This is a genomic window from Leifsonia sp. GW821-FHT13C05 (genome assembly GCF_058806515.1).
In genome coordinates this window covers 81,815-102,624 of sequence record NZ_JBXAPT010000003.1, presented here as the reverse complement: position 1 = coordinate 102,624, position 20,810 = coordinate 81,815, and the positions used below count along the sequence as shown (strand labels likewise).

The 20,810-nt window shown below is 69.2% G+C and carries 17 protein-coding genes and 1 tRNA gene; 6 read left to right on the top strand and 12 right to left on the bottom strand.

The annotated features are described in order from the left end of the window. Positions 1 to 8 precede the first annotated feature (8 nt). Positions 9 to 1,049 (bottom strand): TadA family conjugal transfer-associated ATPase, encoded by a 1,041-nt coding sequence (locus tag AC1ROC_RS10885; RefSeq protein ID WP_493000111.1) that lies wholly within the window; start codon positions 1,047 to 1,049, stop codon positions 9 to 11. 340 nt (positions 1,050 to 1,389) lie between these two features. On the opposite strand from AC1ROC_RS10885, the gene acs reads away from it, so the two are divergent. Continuing rightward, positions 1,390 to 3,339, top strand: a complete 1,950-nt coding sequence (gene acs, locus AC1ROC_RS10880; protein WP_085369230.1) for an acetate--CoA ligase — start codon at positions 1,390 to 1,392, stop codon at positions 3,337 to 3,339. Between the two features lie 85 nt (positions 3,340 to 3,424). Here acs and AC1ROC_RS10875 read toward each other — a convergent pair whose 3' ends face one another. Both AC1ROC_RS10875 and sp36 read right to left on the bottom strand, forming a co-directional pair. Then, positions 3,425 to 3,895: a RidA family protein gene (locus AC1ROC_RS10875; RefSeq protein ID WP_085369231.1), complete on the bottom strand. Its 471-nt coding sequence runs from the start codon at positions 3,893 to 3,895 to the stop codon at positions 3,425 to 3,427. Further along, entirely contained in the window at positions 3,895 to 4,062 is a 168-nt protein-coding gene (gene sp36, locus AC1ROC_RS10870) for a Sp36 family protein (protein WP_168688806.1), read from the bottom strand. Before sp36 ends, AC1ROC_RS10875 begins: the two co-directional genes overlap by 1 nt. Before the next feature lie 52 nt (positions 4,063 to 4,114). Between sp36 and AC1ROC_RS10865 the strand changes: the two genes are divergently transcribed. The 4 genes from AC1ROC_RS10865 (at position 4,115) to AC1ROC_RS10850 (ending at position 8,837) form a co-directional block, all read left to right on the top strand. Then, positions 4,115 to 6,655, top strand: a complete 2,541-nt coding sequence (locus AC1ROC_RS10865; protein WP_256921946.1) for a transglycosylase domain-containing protein — start codon at positions 4,115 to 4,117, stop codon at positions 6,653 to 6,655. Next, complete coding sequence (locus AC1ROC_RS10860; protein WP_493000107.1) at positions 6,655 to 7,638, top strand: metallophosphoesterase; 984 nt, start codon at positions 6,655 to 6,657, stop codon at positions 7,636 to 7,638. The genes AC1ROC_RS10865 and AC1ROC_RS10860 overlap by 1 nt, the downstream gene beginning before the upstream one ends. A gap of 55 nt (positions 7,639 to 7,693) precedes the next feature. Next, positions 7,694 to 7,767 (top strand) — tRNA-Pro (locus AC1ROC_RS10855). An 80-nt stretch (positions 7,768 to 7,847) separates the two neighbouring features. Next, positions 7,848 to 8,837 carry a serine hydrolase domain-containing protein gene (locus AC1ROC_RS10850; RefSeq protein WP_085369233.1) on the top strand — a complete coding sequence of 330 codons (990 nt, stop codon included), beginning with the start codon at positions 7,848 to 7,850 and terminating at the stop codon, positions 8,835 to 8,837. 19 nt (positions 8,838 to 8,856) lie between these two features. Here the strand turns inward: AC1ROC_RS10850 and AC1ROC_RS10845 are convergent, their stop codons facing one another. Beyond that, complete coding sequence (locus AC1ROC_RS10845; protein WP_493000105.1) at positions 8,857 to 10,755, bottom strand: FAD-dependent monooxygenase; 1,899 nt, start codon at positions 10,753 to 10,755, stop codon at positions 8,857 to 8,859. Positions 10,756 to 10,878: 123 nt separating this feature from the next. Between AC1ROC_RS10845 and AC1ROC_RS10840 the strand changes: the two genes are divergently transcribed. Then, complete coding sequence (locus AC1ROC_RS10840) at positions 10,879 to 11,541, top strand: IclR family transcriptional regulator (RefSeq protein ID WP_493000103.1); 663 nt, start codon at positions 10,879 to 10,881, stop codon at positions 11,539 to 11,541. A 79-nt stretch (positions 11,542 to 11,620) separates the two neighbouring features. Here AC1ROC_RS10840 and msuE read toward each other — a convergent pair whose 3' ends face one another. The 8 genes from msuE to AC1ROC_RS10800 form a co-directional block, all read right to left on the bottom strand. Beyond that, positions 11,621 to 12,220: an FMN reductase gene (gene msuE / locus AC1ROC_RS10835; protein WP_493000101.1), complete on the bottom strand. Its 600-nt coding sequence runs from the start codon at positions 12,218 to 12,220 to the stop codon at positions 11,621 to 11,623. Further along, positions 12,220 to 13,644 carry an LLM class flavin-dependent oxidoreductase gene (locus AC1ROC_RS10830; protein WP_493000099.1) on the bottom strand — a complete coding sequence of 475 codons (1,425 nt, stop codon included), beginning with the start codon at positions 13,642 to 13,644 and terminating at the stop codon, positions 12,220 to 12,222. Before AC1ROC_RS10830 ends, msuE begins: the two co-directional genes overlap by 1 nt. Positions 13,645 to 13,649: 5 nt before the next feature. Next, positions 13,650 to 15,410 (bottom strand): dipeptide ABC transporter ATP-binding protein, encoded by a 1,761-nt coding sequence (locus AC1ROC_RS10825; RefSeq protein ID WP_493000097.1) that lies wholly within the window; start codon positions 15,408 to 15,410, stop codon positions 13,650 to 13,652. Beyond that, a complete protein-coding gene (locus tag AC1ROC_RS10820) occupies positions 15,410 to 16,291 on the bottom strand; it encodes an ABC transporter permease (RefSeq protein ID WP_434951849.1) in 882 nt (293 codons plus the stop codon). Before AC1ROC_RS10820 ends, AC1ROC_RS10825 begins: the two co-directional genes overlap by 1 nt. After that, the gene (locus AC1ROC_RS10815) at positions 16,288 to 17,328 is read right to left on the bottom strand and encodes an ABC transporter permease (protein ID WP_085369239.1); all 1,041 of its coding nucleotides are present in this window, start codon (positions 17,326 to 17,328) and stop codon (positions 16,288 to 16,290) included. Before AC1ROC_RS10815 ends, AC1ROC_RS10820 begins: the two co-directional genes overlap by 4 nt. Continuing rightward, entirely contained in the window at positions 17,306 to 18,943 is a 1,638-nt protein-coding gene (locus tag AC1ROC_RS10810) for an ABC transporter substrate-binding protein (RefSeq protein WP_085369240.1), read from the bottom strand. The genes AC1ROC_RS10815 and AC1ROC_RS10810 overlap by 23 nt, the downstream gene beginning before the upstream one ends. 144 nt (positions 18,944 to 19,087) lie before the next feature. Further along, a complete protein-coding gene (locus tag AC1ROC_RS10805) occupies positions 19,088 to 20,125 on the bottom strand; it encodes an LLM class flavin-dependent oxidoreductase (RefSeq protein WP_085369241.1) in 1,038 nt (345 codons plus the stop codon). A gap of 110 nt (positions 20,126 to 20,235) precedes the next feature. Continuing rightward, positions 20,236 to 20,769, bottom strand: a complete 534-nt coding sequence (locus AC1ROC_RS10800; protein WP_493000094.1) for a hypothetical protein — start codon at positions 20,767 to 20,769, stop codon at positions 20,236 to 20,238. Between the last annotated feature and the right edge of the window lie 41 nt (positions 20,770 to 20,810).

The window sequence follows — 20,810 nt, the reverse complement described above, 5'->3', positions numbered from 1 at the left end:
CGACCCCGTCACCCCTCCTCCACCACGGCGAGACGCCCATCAGCCGCCACGGTCAGGCGCCCGAAGCCGGCCACGCGACGTACGCCGTCCACCCGCTCGACGTGGACGAGCATCCCGATGCCGCTGACCGCCTGTCGCGCGAGGGCACGCTCGCCGAGTCCGGCCAGAGCGCCGAGTGCTTCGAGGCGGGCGGGGACGTCGGCGAGCGCGTTGGCGTGGAGGGTTCCTGCCCCGCCGTCGTGGCCGGTGTTCAAGGCAGCGAGGAGGTCGACCACCTCGCTGCCTCGACACTCGCCGAGGACGAGGCGGTCGGGACGCATCCTGAGCGCCTCCCTGACCAGTCGCCGGAGGTCGACTCCGCCCGCTCCCTCGAGATTGGGCTGCCTGGACTGCAAGCCGACCACATGCGGGTGTGCGATGCGGAGTTCGGCGACGTCCTCGATCGTGACGATCCGCTCGTTCGGGGGCGAGTGGGACAGGAGGGCGCCGAGCATGGTGGTCTTGCCTGCGCCGCCGGCCCCGGTGACAAGCAGGTTGGTGCGAGCCGCGATCGCCCGCAACAGCGCCTCCGCCTGTGCATGGGTGATCGCGTCGTCGGCGAGCAGGTCGGGCAACAACAGCACGCGCTGGTGCGGGATGCGCACGGACAGCTGCGTGCCACCGGTCGAGACGGGCGGCAGCACGGCGTGGACGCGGATGCCGTCGAGGAGGCGGACGTCGACGAACGGCGTCGCCTCGTCGATGTGCCTGCTGCCGCTCGCGATGAGGCGCACGGCGAGGTCTCTGGTGGTGCGTTCGTCGGAGGTCCAGCCGTCGATGCGCCGGAGTCCGCGCGGTCCGCCGTCCGCCCAGAGCGCGCCACCGGCCGTGATGAAGAGGTCGGTGATGTCGTCGCGCAGCAGATAGGGAGCCAGCGGGCCGAAGGTGCGCCAGAGGCCGCGGTCCCCATTCGGCGGGCGTGATCGCTCCACAGCGTCCACCGTCTCGATGGGATCCATCGCGCCAACCGCATCCCGCCCGGCCACATTCTCTCTACGTCTCGTCTTCATACCCCGACGCTACGTATCGCCCAGCACCCGGCGCAGGACCCCACGAAAACCGTGGAGAACCCCGCAACCGCGCGACCTGTGGAGAGCTGCAACCGGAAAGGCCGGTTAAAAAGAGGGGGGCCGCACCTATTGGGGGGAACAGGTGCGGCCACTGCGGCGCATGATTGGGGGGAATCGTTTGCGCCGCACGCCAGAATTAATATTCGGCCGAGAAACAGTTTACGCACAATCAATGCAAACGCAAGTCTTCGTCGAGGTGGTCACCGCCAGGTTGTAGAGTCGTGGATTGTCGCGCCACGACTTGACCATTCAGCATCGCAAAGGAGCGAACAGACTCCCCATGAGCAACACAATCGACAATCTGCTGCACGAAGCACGCCGATTCGCACCCAGCGAAGAGTTCGCGGCGAACGCGGTCGCGACAGCCGAGCTCTACGAGCGTGCCGCCGCCGACCGCCTCGGATTCTGGGCCGACCAGTCCCGTGAACTCCTCCACTGGCACAAGCCGTTCACGCGCACCCTCGACTGGACCAACCCGCCCTTCGCGAAGTGGTTCGACGACGGCGAGCTCAACGTGGCGTACAACTGCCTCGACAGGCACGTCCTCGCCGGCAACGGCGACCGCATCGCCATCCACTGGGAGGGCGAGCCGGGCGACAGCCGTTCGATCACCTACGCGGAACTGACCGCGGAGGTCAAGAAGGCCGCCAACCTGCTGACCAGCCTCGGCATCACCGCCGGCGACAGGGTCGCGATCTACCTTCCGATGATCCCGGAGGCGGTCATCGCCATGCTGGCCGTCGCCCGCATCGGCGCCGTGCACTCCGTCGTCTTCGGCGGGTTCAGCGCGGAGAGCCTGCGGTCGCGCATCGACGACGCGTCGGCGAAGCTCGTCATCACGGCGGACGGCGGATGGCGCAAGGGCAAGGTCTTCCCGCTCAAGAACGCCGTGGACGCGGCCCTCGCCTCCGGCGACACCACCGTCGAGCACGTGCTCGTCGTCAAGCGCGGCGAGAACGACGTGGAGTGGACGGACGGCCGCGACCTGTGGTGGCACGACGAGATCGCCCAGGTCGACGCCGACCACGTCGCCAAATCGTTCGAGGCGGAGCAGCCGCTGTTCATCCTCTACACCTCGGGCACGACCGGGAAGCCGAAGGGCATCCTGCACACCTCGGGCGGCTACCTCACCCAGGCCGCGTTCACGCACAAGAACGTCTTCGACCTGCATCCGGAGTCCGACGTCTACTGGTGCACGGCCGACATCGGCTGGATCACCGGCCACAGCTACGTCGTCTACGGCCCCCTGGCCAACGGCGCGACCCAGGTGCTCTACGAGGGCACCCCGGAGACGCCGCATCCCGGCCGCTGGTGGGAGATCATCGAGAAGTACAAGGTCTCCATCTTCTACACGGCGCCGACCGCGATCCGCTCGTTCATGAAGATCGGCCGCCAGCACCCGCAGAAGTTCGACCTGTCGAGCCTGCGCGTGCTCGGGTCGGTCGGTGAGCCCATCAACCCGGAAGCCTGGATGTGGTACCGCGACGTCATCGGCGGGAACACCACCCCGGTCGTCGACACCTGGTGGCAGACGGAGACCGGCGCGATCATGGTGTCCGCTCTTCCGGGCGTCACGACGCTGAAGCCGGGCTCTGCACAGGTGCCGCTCCCCGGCATCTCGATCGACATCCTCGACGAGGCCGGCGTCCCCGTCGGCAAGGACCAGGGCGGCCTGCTGGTCGTCACCGAACCGTGGCCGAGCATGCTGCGCGGCATCTGGGGCGACCCGGAGCGGTTCAAAGAGACGTACTGGGAGAAGTTCGGCGACAAGTACTTCGCCGGCGACGGCGCCCGCTACGACATGGACGGCGAGATCTGGCTGATGGGCCGCGTCGACGACGTCATGAACGTCTCCGGCCACCGCCTCTCGACGGCGGAGATCGAGTCCGCGCTGGTCGCGCATCCACTCACCGCCGAGGCTGCCGTGGTGGGAGCAGCGGACGAGACCACCGGCCAGGCCGTCGTCGCGTTCGTGATCATCAAGCAGAACCAGCTGGAGCAGGCCGAGGCGATGGATGTGGCCGCCGAGCTGCGCAAGCACGTCACCGAGCAGATCGGCGCGATCGCCCGCCCCAGGGAGATCTTCATCGTCACCGAGCTGCCGAAGACGCGCTCCGGCAAGATCATGCGGCGCCTGCTGCGCGACGTCGCAGAGGGCCGCGAGGTCGGGGACACCACGACGCTCGCGGACACCGCCGTGATGAGCTCGATCCAGAGCAAGCTGTCCTAGCGCAGCCCGTTCACGCAGAGGGGCCCGCATCCACACCGGATGCGGGCCCCTCCGTCGTACGGGATGCCGTCGTACGGGACGCGTCCTACTCGAACGACAGAATCAGTTCGACCTCGACCGGCGAGTCCAGCGGGAGGACGGAGACGCCGACGGCCGAGCGGGCGTGGACGCCTGCGTCGCCGAAGATCTCGCCAAGCACCTCAGACGCTCCATTGATGACCCCCGGCTGGCCGGTGAACGAGGGGTCGGAGGCGACGAAGCCGACGACCTTCACGATCCTGGTCACGCGGTCGAGCGAGCCGATGACGCTCTTGGCGGCAGCCAGGGCGTTGAGCGCGCAGGTGCGGGCGTACTCCTTGGCGTCGTCGGCCGGGACGAGCCCGTGGCCGTCGCCGACCTTGCCGGTGGCGGGGAGGGCGCCGGACACCATCGGGAGCTGGCCGGAGGTGTAGACGTGGTTGCCGTCGACGACGGCCGGGGTGTATGCGGCTACGGGCGGCACCACATCCGGGAGCTGGATGCCGAGCTCGGCCAGCCGGGCTTCGATGGCGGCCATCAGGCGTCGTCCCCGTCGATGATCGGGCGCTTCAGGTAGGCGACGAGGCCGCCCTCCGGACCGGTGACGACCTGCACCAGCTCCCACCCTTCCGAGCCCCAGTTGTTGAGGATCGCGGCGGTGTTGTGGACGATCAGAGGCGTCGTGAGGTATTCCCAGCGCGGCATTGTGCTCCTTGCGTTCGGGGGGTTTATCAGGTTTATCACCTACCCTGATCCTATGTCTGCCAAAAAACCACGGGCTAGAGGTGTGCTCGGCGCCGTCGGCGCGTTCGTCGGCATGAGTGCCGTCGCAGGCCTCCTTGTCACGGCCGCCGTGACCCCCGCGATCGCGGTCACGGGGATGGCCGCCAACGACAGCATCGGCGTCTTCGAAGGCCTTCCCGAGTACCTCGAGATCGGCCAGCTCGCCCAGCCGACCACCATCTACGCCAAGAACGGCGACCAGGACGTCCAGCTCGCGACGTTCTACTCGCAGAACCGTCTGCCCGTCACGTTCAGCCAGATCTCCCAGGCCGCGAAAGACGCAGCCATCGCCGGTGAGGACCCCCGCTTCTACTCCCACGGCGGCGTCGACATCCAGGGCACCATGCGCGGTGTGCTGTCGACCGTCGTCGGCCACGATGTGCAGGGTGGATCCTCGATCACGCAGCAGTACGTGAAGAACGTGCTCCTGCAGAAGTGCGAGGCCATGCCGGTCAAGACCAAGGAACAGAAGGCCAAGTACCAGACCTGCGTCGTCGATTCCACGGGCGTCTCGCCCGACCGCAAGGTCAAGGAGATGAAGTACGCGATCGGCGTCGAGAAGAAGTACTCGAAGGACGACATCCTCGCCGGCTACCTCAACATCGCCGGATTCGGCGGCTCGGTGTACGGCATCGAGGCCGCTGCGAAGTACTACTTCAACACCTCGGCCGCCGCGCTCACGCCCGCACAGGCAGCGAGCCTGATCGCGATCGTGAACGAGCCGACCACGCTCAAGATCGACAGCCCGGACAGCAAGAGCAACGGCGCTGCGAACGGGTACGCGAAGAACAAAGAGCGCCGCGACTACATCCTGAACAAGATGTACCAGTACAAGAAGCTCACCAAGGTGCAGTACGACGAGGCGGTGAAGACGCCGGTCACGCCGGTGATCACCCCGTCGGTCCGCGGTTGCCAGACGGCGGGCGGCTCCGCGTACTTCTGCGACTACGTGCAGCGCATCGTGCAGAACGACCCGTCGTTCGGAGCGGACAAAGACACCCGCGCGGCGAACTTCAACCGCGGCGGATACAAGATCTACACCACGATCGACCTCACGCTGCAGCAGACGGCCGAAGAGACGATGGCGAGCTACGTGCCGCCGACGTACGGCGACGTTCAGCTCGGTGCCTCGCTGGTCGGCGTTCAGCCGGGCACGGGACGCGTGCTCTACATGGCGCAGAACAAGCACTACAGCCAAGACCCGGATGTGCTGATGGACCCCGCGTACACCTCGGTGAACTACAGCACCGACCTCGACTACGGCGGCTCGAACGGTTTCCAGGTCGGGTCGACGTACAAGGTGTTCACGCTGGCGGAGTGGCTGAAACAGGGCCACTCGCTGTACGAGTCGGTGAACGCCAACGTGCGCACGTACAACCAGTCGCAGTTCAAGGACTCGTGCGGCCAGTGGGGCGGCTCGTGGCGGCCCACCAACGACTCGCCGGGTGAAGAGGGATACCGCACAGCGCAGAATGCGACCACCAACTCGATCAACACCGCGTTCGTGGCGATGGCCCTGCAGCTCGACCTGTGCGAGATCAAGAAGGATGCGGAGGCCTTCGGTGTGCACGACGCGGCCGGAGTGCCGCTGAAGAGCAACCCCGCCTCCGTCCTCGGCACCAACAACGTGGCGCCTTTGACGATGGCGACCGCCTTCGCGGGGATCGCGAACAACGGCCTCACCTGCACGCCCATCGCGATCGACAAGATCGTCAGCGGCGATGGCAAGGAGATCGCGCCGCCGGCCTCCAAATGCACGCAGTCGGTCGACCCGGCTGTCGCTCGAGCCATGGCATACGCGCTGAAGGGTCCGATCGAGGGCGGCACCGCCTCCGGAACGAACACCACCGGAGTCGACATGCTCGGCAAGACCGGAACCACCGACGGCAACAAACAGCTCTGGCTCATCGCGGCGACGACGAAGGTCGCCGGCGCGTACTGGGTCGGGAACATCGAAGGTGACACGGACATGCGCCGGATCTATCCGACCCACGGCAGCAGTCCAGCCAGTCTGCGCGACAACGTCATGAACGCCGTCATGACGACGGCCGTGAACAAGTACGGCGGAGATGACTTCCCGCGCCCGGACAACAAGCTGCTGCAGGGCGCACAGGTCACCATCCCCGACCTCACCGGCAAGTCGCCCGCCGACGCCAAGTCGATCCTGAACGGCCTCGGCCTCGACGGTGTCGATGGCACCGCGGTCGACTCGGCTGCCCCCGCTGGCACCGTCGCCGGGACCGACCCGGCCGCCGGCACCTCGGTCACCAAGGGCAACGGCGTGACGATCTACACCAGCAACGGGTCCCTCGTACCCCTGCCGAATGTGGTCGGGCAGAAACTGTCCGACGCGCAGAAGGCGCTCAGCCAGTTCAGCGTGAAGGTCACCGGCGGAAGCAACAAGGACGGGATCGTCGAGGCGATGGACCCGGGTGCTGGCACGCCAGCAAAGCCCGGATCCACGGTGACCCTCAAGATCGCCGCCGCCGAGCCGTCGCCCGGAGTAGGAAAGTAGTGGCGGGCCGTTCCGGCCTGCACGCGGCGGGCACTGCACTCGGTGTGCTCGCCGCCGCCGGTGCGGCCGCGTTCGCGTGGGGCTCGCTGGTCGAGCGACGCCTGTTCACCCTCCGGCGCGTCACAGTCCCCGTGCTGCCCGCCGGGGCCGAGTCGATCAGGGTCCTGCACCTCTCCGACCTGCACATGGCGCCGTGGCAGCACGACAAGCAGGAGTGGGTGCGATCGCTCGCCGATCTCAAGCCCGACCTGATCGTCGACACCGGGGACAACCTCGGCCACGCCGACGGCCTCACCGGCATCGAGCGCGCGTTCGAGCGCTTCGAGGGCATCCCCGGGGTCTTCGCGCACGGCTCGAACGACTACTTCGGGCCGCAGCGCAAGAACCCGCTCAAGTACTTCGTCGGCCCGTCCACCAAGAAGGCGTCGACCGCTCCCCGGCTCGACAACGCCGCCCTCACCTCCTACTTCCGCAGCCTCGGCTGGCTCGACCTGAACAACGCGGCCGGAGCAGTGGATGTGCGCGGCACCCACCTGGAGTTCTTCGGGGTCAACGACCCGCACATCCACTTCGACAGGGTGGAGGCCATCCCTGGCGCGCTGGACGAGCTTCGCGAGAACGACCCGTACGGCGAAGACTCGCTGTGGCCGCAGGATGCGCCGCGTCCCGCCCGCCCCACGGTCACGCTCGGCGTCACCCACTCCCCGTACCGCCGCGTCCTCGACGCGTTCGTCACCTACGGCGCCTCGATGATCTTCGCCGGGCACACGCACGGCGGTCAGGTCTGCGTCCCCGGCTTCGGCGCGCTGGTCACGAACTGCGACATCCCGCGCAGCCAGGTCAAGGGCCTGAGCATCTGGCGTCACGCGTTCCGCTCGGCGTTCCTCAACGTGTCTGCCGGCCTCGGAACGTCGATCTACGCGCCGGTGCGCTTCGCGTGCCGCCCGGAGGCGACGCTCGTGACGCTCACCGCATCGGCCTGAGTGGTCACGAGCACCCCCCAAGCTCGTGTATTCTTATTGAGGCCTACGGGCCAATCGGGGTGTGGCGCAGCTTGGTAGCGCGCTTCGTTCGGGACGAAGAGGTCGCAGGTTCAAATCCTGTCACCCCGACAGAAAAATGCCGGAGCATGTCAATGCTCCGGCATTTCTGTTTCCGGCCTCTCGGCAGGCCGTGCCGATAGCCTGGGGGCATGTTCGACGACGTGGATGCCGTGGCCGAGTCCGAGGGTTTCAGCGGGGTGGTCACGGTCGACGTCGACGGCGTGGAGGAGCTGCGGGTGGTGCGCGGCCTCGCCGACCGGCGGTGGGGCATCCCGAACTCGGTGGAGACGGCGTTCGCGCTCGCGAGCGGGAGCAAGGGGTTCACGGCACTCGCGGTGCTGTCGCTGGTGGAGGACGGAGCGTTCGCGCTCGACACCCCGGTGAGGGAGCTGCTGGGCGACGATCTGCCGCTCATCGACCCACTGGTCACCGTGCGGCACCTGCTGACGCACCGCTCCGGCATCGGAGACTATCTCGACGAAGGCGATGACGGCGCGATCACCGACTACGTGATGACCGTGCCGGTGCACACTCTGGTGAACGCAGCGGACTTCCTCCCCGTCGTGGATGGCTTCCCGCAGGTGTTCCCGCCCGGCGAGCGGTTCGCGTACTGCAACGGCGGGTTCGTGGTGCTGTCGATCATCGCGGAACGGGTGAGCGGCACCCCGTTCGCCGACCTCGTCGCCCAGCGGGTGTTCGAGCCGGCCGGGATGCGGAACAGCGGCTACTTCCGGTCCGATGCGCTGCCGAGCGGCGCGGCCGTCGGCTACCTGTTCGCGCCGGGCGATGGCGACCGCACGAACGTGCTGCACCTCCCGGTGCGGGGCGCCGGCGACGGCGGCGCGTACGCGACGGCGGGCGACCTGAGCAGGTTCTGGCGTGCGCTGTTCGCGGGGGCGATCGTGTCCAAGGAGACCGTCGCGCTGCTCAGCGCGCCGACCAGCGCGGGCGTCGAGGGCAGCCGCGCATACGGCACCGGGTTCTGGCTGGACGACGGCGGCCGGGTCGCGCTCGAAGGGTACGACGCCGGGGTCTCGTACTACGGAAGCCACGACCCGGCGACCGGGCGGAGCGTCAGCGTGCTCTCGAACTGGTCGGACGGCGCCTGGCCGGTCGCCCGCGCACTCCTGAGCAGCTGACGCGCCAAAAGCCGAACCGCTACCGTCGCACCGGCAGCATGTTGCCGTCGAAGAACGCCGCCAGCTCGTTCCGCGCATCCAAGGGGAAGATCCCGGCCACGTACTGGTCGGGACGCACCACGACGATCACGCCGTCCCTGCTGAGCTCGCGGTCGCGGAAGATGTCGCGGCCGTGGCCGGCGGCGAAGACCTGGTTGAGGTCGATCAGGCCGTACGGCACCTTCACCGGCTTGAAGACGGCCGGCACGTCGCCCGGCTCGACCAGCGTGTAGTCCTGCTGGTAGATGACCTTCGTGTCGAAGGTGGCGTCGTCGTCGCCTCCGGACGGCGTGAAGCGCATCCACGGGGAGGCCGGATCGGTGCGCCACCACTCGGCGAAGTCGGCGGTGGGTGTGCCGGTGAGCGCGGGCGCCGCGGTGTCGGCGAAGACGTAGACGCGCCAGCGGCCGTCCGCCTCGTGCAGGTGCCCGAGGTGGCGCCAGCGGTTGTCCGCGCGACGGATCACCTCGGCCGACTTGAAGCGCTTGCCGAGCGGGAAACCAGGAGCGAGCGCCTGGTGCTCGTCGCCGGTGGTGATCATCGACGGGGCGTACTGCGTCATGAAGCCGGCGGGGAACTCGAACGTGGAGACGTAGTAGCGCTCCAGCTCGCCGGGGTCGTCCCACGAGTCGGCCGGGCGAGCCAGCATGTCCGACCACTCCTTGTCGAAGTCGATGAGGTTCTGGGCGACGACCTTGCGCTCGTCCTCGTAGGTCGACAGCAGCGATTCTGGCGCGCGCCCTTCGAGCACCGCTGCGAGCTTCCAGCCGAGGTTGAAGCCGTCCTGGATGGACACGTTCATGCCCTGCCCGGCCTTCGCCGAGTGGGTGTGGCAGGCGTCGCCCATGATGAACGCGTGCGGCGTCCGTTCGCCGCGCAGCTCGGCGGGCACGTCGTCGAAGCCGTCCGTGATCCGGTGGGCGACCTCGTACACCGACGACCAGGCGACCTCGCGCACGTCGAGCGAATACGGGGCGATGATCGTGTTGATCCTGGCGATCATCGCATCCACCGGGGTGGACCGGATGGCGCCGGCGTCCGCCCCGTCGACCTCGCCCAGGTCGACGTACATGCGCACGAGGTAGCCGCCCTCGCGCGGGATGAGCAGGATGCTGCCCGCCCCGTGCGACTGGATCGAGCACTTGACCTGAATGTCCGGGAAGTCGGTGTTCGCGAGCACGTCGAGCACGCCCCAGGCATGCATCGCCGCCTCGCCGTGCAGGTGGTGGCCGAGGGAGGCGCGCACCCTGCTCCTCGCCCCGTCGCCGCCGACCAGGTACTTCGCGCGCACCGTGCGCTCCTCGCCTGCACGCTCCCCCGCCACGTACCGGATGCGCGCCTCGACCGGGTATTCCGCGCCCTGGTGGATGGTCAGGTCGACGAACTCCACGCCGTAGTCGGGCACGATGCGGCCGGGGGCGCGCTCCGCGTCGCGCAGGAAGTAGTCGAGGATGCGGGCCTGGTTCACGTAGATGTGCGGGAACTCGCTGATCCCCGTCGCGTCGTCCGCTGCGCGGGAGACCCGGACGATGCGGGACGGGTCAGCGGCGTCCGGCTTCCAGAAGCACATCTCGACGTTGCGGTACGCCTCGTCGACCACCTCGTTCGCGAACCCGAACGCCTGGAAGGTCTCGACGGAGCGCGCCTGGATGCCGTCGGCCTGCCCGACGGCCAGGCGGCCGGGGCGCTGCTCGATGGCGCGCGCGTCGATGGACGGGAAGCGGGAGAGCTGCGCGGTGACGGCGACGGCGGCGGGGCCCGTCCCGACGATGAGCACATCCATCCGGTCGGGGATCTCCGTCGGCCGGTCGATCCCGTGCCCCTCCGCCGGTTTGATGCGGGGGTCGTGGTCGACGTAACCGCGGTGGTGGATCTGCATCTCGGTGCTCCTCATTGAACAAGCTCGCTGTTTCTATAGTTGCGACATCGTTGCAACTATAGATACGATGCTAGTTGTCGTCGCTGGGCGTCGCAAGACGCGCGCGAGAGCGAAGGGATCCGGATGCCTCCAACTGCTAGTGCCGAGGGCGGATCGCAGACCCTGGCCCGCGGCCTCAGCGCCCTCGCCATGATCGGCGAAGACGGAGCATCGCTGAGCGTGCCGGAACTCGCGAACCGGCTGGGCATCCATCGCTCGATGGCGTACCGGCTGGTGAAGACGCTCGAGCAGCACGGCTTCGTGGAGCGGTCGCCGTCCGGCGAGCTCGAACTCGGCGCGCGGCTGGCGTCACTCGCGCGCGGTGCGGCCAGGAGCCTGCAGACGGCGGCGGCCCCCGAGCTGGCCGCTGTGGCGGACGAGCTCGGGATGACCGCCTTCCTGGTCAGCTTCGACGGCGAGGTCGCCGTCACGCTGACCAGCGCCGAGCCGCGGCACGCGGAGACCACGGTGGCGCAGCGGCCGGGCAGCCGTCACGCGATCGGGCAGGGTGCGCCGGGGCGCGTCATCCGCTCGCTGCTGCAACCGGACGAGTTCCCTCCGCAGCGCTTCGAGCGCAGCCACGACGAGGTGCTGCCCGGGCTGTACTCGATCGCGGTCCCTCTCGCCCTCCCGCACGGCAGGTCGGCCGCGATCGCGGTGCTGTACCTGCCGCATCCACTGGATGAGGAGCACGTGGCCGACGTGCTCGTCGCCGCGGCAGGACGGATCGCGGCGGCGTTCCGGTAGATGACGAGATGCCAGTAACTGCGCCGGATTCGGCGCATTCGGGCGCAGTTACTGGTATCTGGTCAGGCGCGGGGCGCGCCTAGAACGCGTCGGGGCGGGCGAAGTCGACCGTCAGCTCCTCCGCGTGCGGGTCGATGTGGGTGCGGATGTACGGCAGCGTCCTGGCGATGGAGGTGTCGATCCTGGCGCGCAGGTCGTCGGACGAGACGGCGTAGTCGGTGAAGTCGCGCTCGCTCGCGTAGATGCCGAGCGGAAGGGTGAGCGACTGGAAGAAGCCGAACAACGGCCGCATCTGGTGCTCCACCAGGAGCGCGTGGCGTTCGCTGCCGCCGGTGGCGGTGAGCACGATCGGCTTGTCGACCAGCGCATACTGCCCGACGTGGTCGAAGAACAGCTTGAACAGGCCGGTGTACGTCGCCCGGTACGCCGGAGAGCCGACGACCACGATGTCGGCCGCCTCGACCGCTTCGAGCGCTGCGATCGCGTCGGGGCCGAGGCTGTTGCGGAACGGGCCGAGGCTCAGCTGGCCGAGCAGCGGGGCCAGCTCGACCGTGGTGGGCGTGCCGCCCACCGCGGCGGCGAACGCCTCCGTCACCTCCCGCACGAGCACCGTCGTGCGCGAGGGATGCGTCGGGCTGCCGCTGACGCCGACCACCGAGATCCTGCGCTCGTCCGCCATCAGAACGACCCGACGTTCGCTGTGCCGAGCTGCAGCGGCGCGACCGGGTTGTCCAGGTTCGCTCCCCCGCGGTAGCGCGCTCCGATGTGGTCGTCCGGCAGGCGGTTGTTCCCCTCGCCGAACAGCCGCTCGCGCAGCGTCCCGGGATGCGAGCCCTCCTCGGGCAGACGGCCGCGCTTGCGCAGCTCCGGGACGACCAGTTCGGCGAAATCGCGGGCGGTGTCGAACGAGTGGTACTGGCGGAGGTTGATGCCGTCGAGGCCGTCCTCGTCGAGCCAGCGCTCGATCTCGTCCGCGACCGTCTTGGCGGTGCCGACCACCAGGAAGCGGTCGTCGCGGTTGCCTCCGATGAAGTCGAGCGCCTGGCCGACCGTCTTGTCCAGCGGGAGGAACGGGACGCGCTCTGCCGGGAACTCGGCCCGCAGCAGCGCCTCGCGCACGGTGATGTCGCGCGGGAACGCGGTGAGGTCGACGGGCAGGCTGCTGTGGGCAAGGATGCCGTCGAGGCTCGAGTGCTGCTGGTAGAGCCGCCACTTGTCCGCGGCCTCCTCCTCCGTGCGCCCGACGATCACCCCGGCCATCGCGATGAACTTGACCGCGTCCCTGCCCCGGCCGTGGCGCTCCGCCGCGTCGCGCATCCCGTCGGCGTTGCGGCGGAACTCCTCGCTGGTGCGGCCCCCGGTGAAGACGACCTCCGCGTGGCGGCCGGCGAACTCGATGCCGGCCGGCGACCCGGTCGCCTGGAACATCACGGGCGTCCGCTGGGGAGAGGGATGCACGATGTGCGGCCCAGCGACCTTGAAGCGGTCTCCGACGTGGTCGATGTAGCGCACCTTCGACGGGTCGGTGAAGATGCGGCGCTCGCGGTCGGCGACCACCGCGTCGTCGTCCCACGATCCCTCCCAGAGCTTGTAGAGCACATCCACGTATTCGTCGGCGTACTGGTAGCGCAGGTCGTGCGGCACCTCGCCGTCGAGCCCGAAGTTGTGGGCGGCGTTGGGCAGGTAGGAGGTGACGACGTTCCAGCCGACCCGCCCCTTGGTGAGGTGGTCGAGCGTGGACATGCGCCTGGCGAACGCGAACGGCGGCTCGTAGGTGGTCGAGAAGGTCACCCCGAAGCCGAGGCGCTTGGTGACGGCGGCCATCGCGGGGATCACGAGCAGCGGGTCGATGTTGGGGCTCTGCAGGCCCTCGCGCAGCGCCGTCTCCGGGCCGCCGCGGAACACGTCGTACGCGCCGATCACGTCGGCGAGGAAGACGCCGTCGAAGCCGCCGTGCTCCAGGATCTGGGCGAGCTCCGTCCAATAGTCGAGGTCGGCGAAGCGCTCCCTGTTGTTGCCGGGCAGCGGCCAGAGCCCGTGGGTGATGTGGCTCACGCAGGCCATCTCGAACAGGTTGAGGAACAGCTGTTTGCGCTCTGGCATGGGTCTCAGGCGCCTTCCTGCGCGACGCGCGCGCTGTCGTTCTGCCGCCCGGCGAACGATGCCGGGTCGAATTCGGGGATCGCTGCGATCAAGTCTCGCGTGTACGGGTGCTGGGGGCGCAGGAATATGTCGTCAGGTTTCCCCTGCTCGACCACCACGCCGTCCTTCATCACGAGAACGCGGTCGCTCAGGTGGCTGATCACGCCGAGGTCGTGCGAGATGAACAGGTACGCGACGCCGGACTCGCGCTGCAGCGCGACCAGCAGGTCGAGGATCTGGGCCTGGATGGTCACATCCAGTGCCGAGACGGCCTCGTCGAGCACGATCACGTCCGGGCGGGGCGCGAGGGCGCGCGCGATGGCGACCCTCTGCCGCTGGCCGCCGGAGAGGCGCAGCGGGAACCGGCCGAGCACGTCGGCGGTGAGCCCGACCTGCCGCAACAGCTCGACCACGCGCGCCTTCCTCGCCGCGGCGTCGGCGAACCGCTCGCCGCGGAGGGCGTCCAGCAGGATGCGCTCGACGTTCCAGCGCGGATCGAACGAGCTCAGCGGGTCCTGGTAGACCACGGAGATGCGAGGCCGGAGCGTGCGGCGCTTGCGCTCGCTCAGACTCGACCACGCCTGACCGAGCAGGCGCACGTCTCCCCCGTCGAGGCTTTCGAGCCCGAGGGCGAGCCTGGCCGTCGTGCTCTTGCCGGAGCCGGACTCCCCGACGATGCCGAGGGTCTCCCCCGCTGCGAGCGCGAACGAGACGCCGTCGACGGCACGGGTGACCGTGCCGTCCGCCGTGTGGAACCGCTTGACCAGGTCGGTGGCCTGGAGCACGGGCGCCTCGGGGACGGGAGCATCCTGAGCCGCGCCGGCGACCGCATCCCGCACCTCGGGGAACGGCGGAGACGCCGGGCTCAGCGGGGTGCCCCTGGTGGCCTCGCTCGGCACCGCGGCGATCAGCGCCTTCGTGTACTCGTGCTGCGGGGAGCCGAGCACTGATGCGATGCTGCCCTGCTCGAGCACCTGGCCCCCGCGCATCACCAGGATGTGGTCGGCCAGGCGGGCGACGACGGACAGGTCGTGGCTGATCAGGATCACCGATGCGCCGCGCGCCTTCATCCGTTCGAGCTGGGCGAGCACCTGCGACTGCACCGTGACGTCGAGCGCCGTCGTCGGTTCGTCCGCGATCACGATGTCGGGGTCGAGGGCGATGGCGGAGGCGATCAGCGCGCGCTGGCGCAGCCCGCCGGAGAGCTGGTCCGGCCGCTGACGCGCCCGCACCGCGGGGAACGGCACACCGACCCGTTCGAGCAGGTCGAGCACACGCTGCTTCCTCGCCGCCCTGTCGCCCCAGCCGTGCAGCCGCAGCGCCTCCGCGATCTCCTGGCCGACGGGGCGCAGCGGGTCGAGCGAGACCAGCGCATCCTGCAGCACGAAGCCGATGTCCCTGCCCCGGATGCGCCTCCACTGACGCGAGGTGAACGACCGCACGTCCTCGTGGTGGATCTCGAGCACGTCGGCGTCGACGATCGCGTTGCGGCCGGCGAGACCGACGATCGACCGCGCGGTGACGCTCTTACCGGAGCCGGACTCGCCGACGATCGCGACGCACTGGCCGGGCAGCAGGTCGAACGAGACGCCGGACACGACCTGGCGCACGGCGCCGTCGATGCGGAACGCGGTGCTGAGGTTCTGGACGCGGAGCCGGGTGGCCGGCCAGTCCAGGTCGTCGACCACGCTGTCCGCGGCCGCTGGGCTCTCCTGGGTGACGCTCATCAGCGCTCTCCCTTCTCGAGACGGAGTTGCAGGTGGCGGCCGATCGTGGTCGCGGCGAGCGCCACGGCGACGATGACCAGTCCGGGGACCACCACGAGCCACCAGGCCTGGGTGATGTACGCGCGGCCCGCGTCGAGCAGGGCGCCCCACTCCGACGACGGAGGGGCGACGCCGAGGCCGAGGAACGACAGGCTGGACGCCCAGACGATCGACTGGCCGACGGAGAGGGCGAACACCGCGACCAGCGGGCGCAGCGCGTTCGGCAGGATGTGCGCGCGGATGATGCGCCAGCGCGAGTGCCCGAGGGCGGTCGCCGCCTCGACATAGCCGGAGTTCCTGGCGCCGAGGATCTGCCCGCGGATCATGCGCGCGTATCCGGGCGCCGTGCCGAGGCCGACCGCGAAGATCTCGGTGGCGGCGGACGGTCCGGCGATGGCGATGAGCAGGAGCGCGAGCAGCAGGGCGGGGAAGGCGAACATGACCTCCACGAACCGGTCGACCACGACCGCGGCCGGCTTCGGGCCGAGCGCGGCGATCGAGCCGAGGATCAGTGCGGTGACGACGCCGACCGCCGCGGCCCCCAGGCCGATCAGCAGCGACTCCCTGGCGCCCCAGACCACGCGTGTGTAGAGGTCGCGGCCGGACTCGTCCGTGCCGAACCAGTGCGCGAACGACGGCGGCTTGAGCGCTGAGGCGTAGTCGATGGCGGTCGGCGCGTGCACCGTGAGCGCCTGCGGGGCGAAGGCGGCAACGGCGAGCAGCAGCGCGAAGGCGACCGCGACGTAGAGCCCCCACGGGCGCCGTGCGATGGCCGAGGCCGCCGCTCCGACACGGGATGCGCGGTCTCCGCTGCCGACGGAAGGTGTGCCGAGTGCTGTCATGACAGGTCCATCCGGGGGTCGATGATGGTGTAGACGATGTCCACGAGCAGATTCGCCACCACGTAGACGACGGCCACGAGCGTGACGATGCCGACCACGACGGGCAGGTCCTGGTTGTTCACGGCCCCGACGAGCACCGAGCCGATGCCCGGCCGGGAGAAGATCGACTCGACGATGACGGCGCCGGACAGCGTCGCACCGAGCGCCCAGCCGGAGAGCGTGATCGCGGGGATGACCGCGTGCCGCAGAACGTGCCGCAACCGGATGCCCCACTCGCCCATCCCGCGCATCCTGGCCGACAGCACGAACGGCTGTTCGAGCGCCCGTTCGAACTCGGCCCTCGTGCTCTGCGCCATGAACCCGGCGAGCGGGATGGCGAGGGTGAGCGCGGGCAGGATCAGCCCGTTCACGCCGGTGCCGCCGATGATCGGGAACCAGCGCAGGCCGAGACCGAACACCAGCAGCAGGATGATGCCGAGCCAGTATGCGGGGAGCCCGGCCGCGACCACGTCGACGGTGGCGCCGAGCGCGCCGACGCGGGGGCCGCGACCGGCGGTGACGGTCACCCACACGATCATCAGCACCCAGGCGAAGACGATCGCTGTCAGCGACAGGGTCACGGTGGCGCCCAGCTGTTCGCCGATGATCGCGGTGACAGGGCGGTACTGCTGGTACGACGAGCCGAAGTCACCGGCCAGCAGGCCGCGCAGGTAGTCGAGGTACTGCACGATCACCGGGCGGTGCAGGCCGTACTGCTCGTTGATCTGCGCCAGCTCCGCCGGGGTGCGCTGCTGCGCCTGACCGGCCCGGATGTTCAGGATGGCCGTGGCCCTGTCGCCGGGGAGGGCGAGCTGGGCGAAGAACGCGACCGTGGCGGCGCCCCAGAGCACCACGACGGCGGACACGACCTTGCGGCCGACCGTGAACAACACGCGCCGGGTGCGGCGCGGTCGCCGCGGCTCCTCCCCGATCGGGGAGGAGGCCGCGACGGCCGGCGAGACCTGGACGGTCTCGCTACTTGGTGAGGTATGCGTCATAGAACGTCGGTCCTCCCTGTGCGTGCTCCTGCCAGACGCCCTTGAGCTTCGTCGAGACCGCGAGGGTGCTGAGCCTGTCGTAGACGCCGATGGAGAGCGCGTGCTCTGCGATGTAGTCCTGCGCCTTCTCGTATGAGGCGTTCTGCGCATCCACGGTCGCTGCGGAGTTGCCGTCGAGGATGTACTGCGCGAGCGTCTGGTCGTTGTAGAAGGCGGAGTTGGCGTAGTTGGGGTCGTCGGCGGTGGACGGGCGCCAGTTGATGTAGAGGATGCCCGCGGTCACGGCGGTCCAGTAGCCGACGCTCAGGTCGTGGTCGTCGGGCGTCGAGTACTTCCCGGCGAAGAACTCGCTCTGCGGCACGGGGATGAGCTGCACGTCGAAGCCGACCTTCGACGCCTGCTCCTTCACGCCCTGCAGAATGGCGGCGCCGTCGGAGTTGATGATCGAGCCTGCGCCGTACGGCAGGATCACGCTGAGCGCTTTGCCGTCCTTGACGCGGACGCCCTTGCTGTTCTTCTGCGACCAGCCGGCCGCATCCAGCAGCGCGTTCGCCTTCGCGGTGTCCTGGTGGTACCAGTTCGCGGCCTTCTCGCTGTATCCCGGGGTCGCCTGGCTCACGCCGCCGTTGCCCTCGACCGGGATGACGCCCTGGCCGATGGTGTCGACGATCTGCTTGCGGTCGAGGCTGTACGCGAACGCCTGGCGCACCTTCTCGTCGGTGAACGGACCCTTCTGAGTGTTGAACGAGATCTGCTGCGGGCGGCCGGGGGTGACGTACTTCTCCAGCTGGTATCCGCCCTCCTTGAGCGTCTTCCACTGGATGGCCGGCACGTCGTAGATCGCGTCGACCTGCCCGCTCTGCAGCGCGGCGACGCGCGTCGTCGGGTCCGCCACGAACTTCCAGTCGACCTCGTCGACGTAGGCCGGGCCGGTGTGCTTCGCGTTGGCCGGCCAGGACGTGTAGTTCGCGTTGCGGGTGAGGACGATGTCCTGCCCGCGGTTCCACTTCTTCACCACGAACGCGCCGGAGCCGATCGGCGCCTCGCAGTTCTGCTCCTTGGTGCGGGTCTCCAGCGCGTGCTGCGACTGGATGCCGAAGTAGCCCTGGCTGAGGTTGTCCGCCAGCCGCGGGTACGGCTTCGAGAGGTTCACCTGCAGGGTCTGGTCGTCGACCGCCTTCGCGGACGAGTAGTAGCCGTTCAGCCAGACCTTGGCCGTGCTGTTGCCGCCCTTGACCCAGTAGTCGAAGTTGTACGCGACGGCGGCGGCGGTCACCGGGGTGCCGTCGGTGAACGTCACGCCCTTCTTGAGCGTGAAGGTCCAGGTGAGGCCGTCGTCCGACTGCTTCCAGGCGGTGGCGAGCCAGGGGACGACCTTGTGGTCCGCATCCAGCGAGGTGAGGTTGTCGAGCACCTGGTACGAGAGGTATGCCTGCTCGATCCAGCCGCCGAACACGCACGCCGGCTCCTGCTGGTGGGCGTAGACGATGGTGCCGCCGGTGACCTTCTCACCGGTGGAGGCTGTGGACGAACCGGCGCACGCGGTCAGCGCCAGGGCGCTGGAGAGCGCGAGAGCGGTGGCTGCGATGGCGGTGCGGAGGGTGCGCGAACGCATGGGGGGGACTCCTCGGGGGTGCACGGACGGGTGATGTCCGACCACGCTAGAGAAGCCGTTCAGGATGCGCAGCAACCGGTGCGACGGATAGCGCAACACTGTGTCATTCGTCGACATGTGCTGGCGCAGCGCCGCCGAGGAGCGCTACCCTGCCGAGCCTCCGAGCACGTCCCGCACGATCTCCAGCGACCGGATGCGCCCATCCACGGTCGCAGCGCCGGACGCGATCGTCAGCTCGTCGGCCCCGGTGGAGGCGAGCAGCGCTTCGAGCCGAGTCTTGACCTCCTGCGGGGTGCCGACCGCCTGCCTGGCGTTCCTGGCGGCGATGAACTCCTCTTCGAGCGGGCTGAACTCGTAGGCCAGCGCCTCCTCGATGCTGACCGGCTGCGGCTTGGCTCCCATGCGCATCCGGAGGAAGGACAGCTGGCCGGGGAGCGACAGGGCGCGCACCACCTCGGGGTCGTCGTCGGAGACCACGTTGACGGCGATCATCGTGTGCGGCTCCCGGAGCGATTCGCTCGGCTCGAACCGCGAGCGGTAGAGGTCGAGCGCCTCCTCGGTGTGGTCGCCGGCGAAGTGGTGCGCGAACGCGAACGGCAGCCCGAGGGCGGCGGCGACCTGCGCGCTGAAGCCGCTCGATCCGAGCAGCCAGATCTGCGGGGCGTCGCCGAGGCCGGGCACCGCGATGATGCTGTGCAGCGGGTTCGCGTCGCTCATGCCGCCGGTGAAGAAGCCGATCAGGTCGAGCAGCTGCTGCGGGAAGTCGTCGACGCCGAGACCTTCTGTGCTGCGGCGGAGGGCCATCGCCGTCGCCCCGTCCGTTCCCGGCGCGCGGCCGATGCCGAGGTCGATCCGGTCGCCGTAGAGCGCGCGGAGCGTCCCGAACTGTTCGGCGACGACGAGCGGCGCGTGGTTCGGCAGCATCACGCCGCCGCTGCCGACCCGGATGCGCGAGGTCGCGGCCGCGATCCCCGCGATGAGCACGGCCGGCGCGCTGGAGGCGATGGCCGGCATCCCGTGGTGCTCGGCCACCCAGAAGCGCTGGTAGCCCAGCTCCTCCGCGGCCTGCGCGAGCCGGACGCTGCCCGCCACGGCGTCCGCGTTCGTGCCCCCGTACGGCCGGTTGGCCAGATCGAGGACGTTGAGCGGGACGGGTGCTGGTGCAGGGCTTGGCGTGGTCACGTGGAAGTCAACCGCCGCCGCGGTGCTGCGATTCCCCCAGGCGGGAAGTTTCCCGTTCGAGAGAAAGGGTGCGGCTCACCTCGTTGTGAGCCGCACCCGTTCCGCTGCGATCAGGACTGGCTCGCCCTGCGGCGTGCCGCCGCGATGAGCGAGAGCACGATCAGGCCGACGACCACCAGTGCTCCGCCGATCCAGGCGAAGTACCAGCCGATGGTCGAGCCCGTGGAGGCGAGACCGGTCGAGCTGGAGCTCGTGGTGGATTCGGGAGCGTCGGCGGGGAGCACCGTGACGGTCACTGCGGAGGCGGCCTGGCTCGTTGCGCCGGTCGCCGTGACGGTGTACGCGCCGCTCGCATCCTGCGGGACGGTGACCTCGACCTGCGAGCCGCCCTGGGGGGTGGCCGTGGGGTCCGAGCTGAGGGTGGCCTGGGACGCGTCCTTGCCGGAGACGACGTACTGGACGCCCTCGGACGGCTTGAACGTGCCGGGCGCGCAGGTCATCGTGCTCGTGCCACCGGCTGCGACGGTGGTGGGGCTGATGCTGCAGTCGCCGCCGTGGGTGTACGGGACGGCGTTGGCGGCGGCTGGTGCCGCGAGGGCGATCGCAGCGCCGATGATCAGCGCTGCCAGAACTTTCTTGGACATTCGGGGAGCCTTTCGGGGAGGCCTATCAGTGCACGGGTACG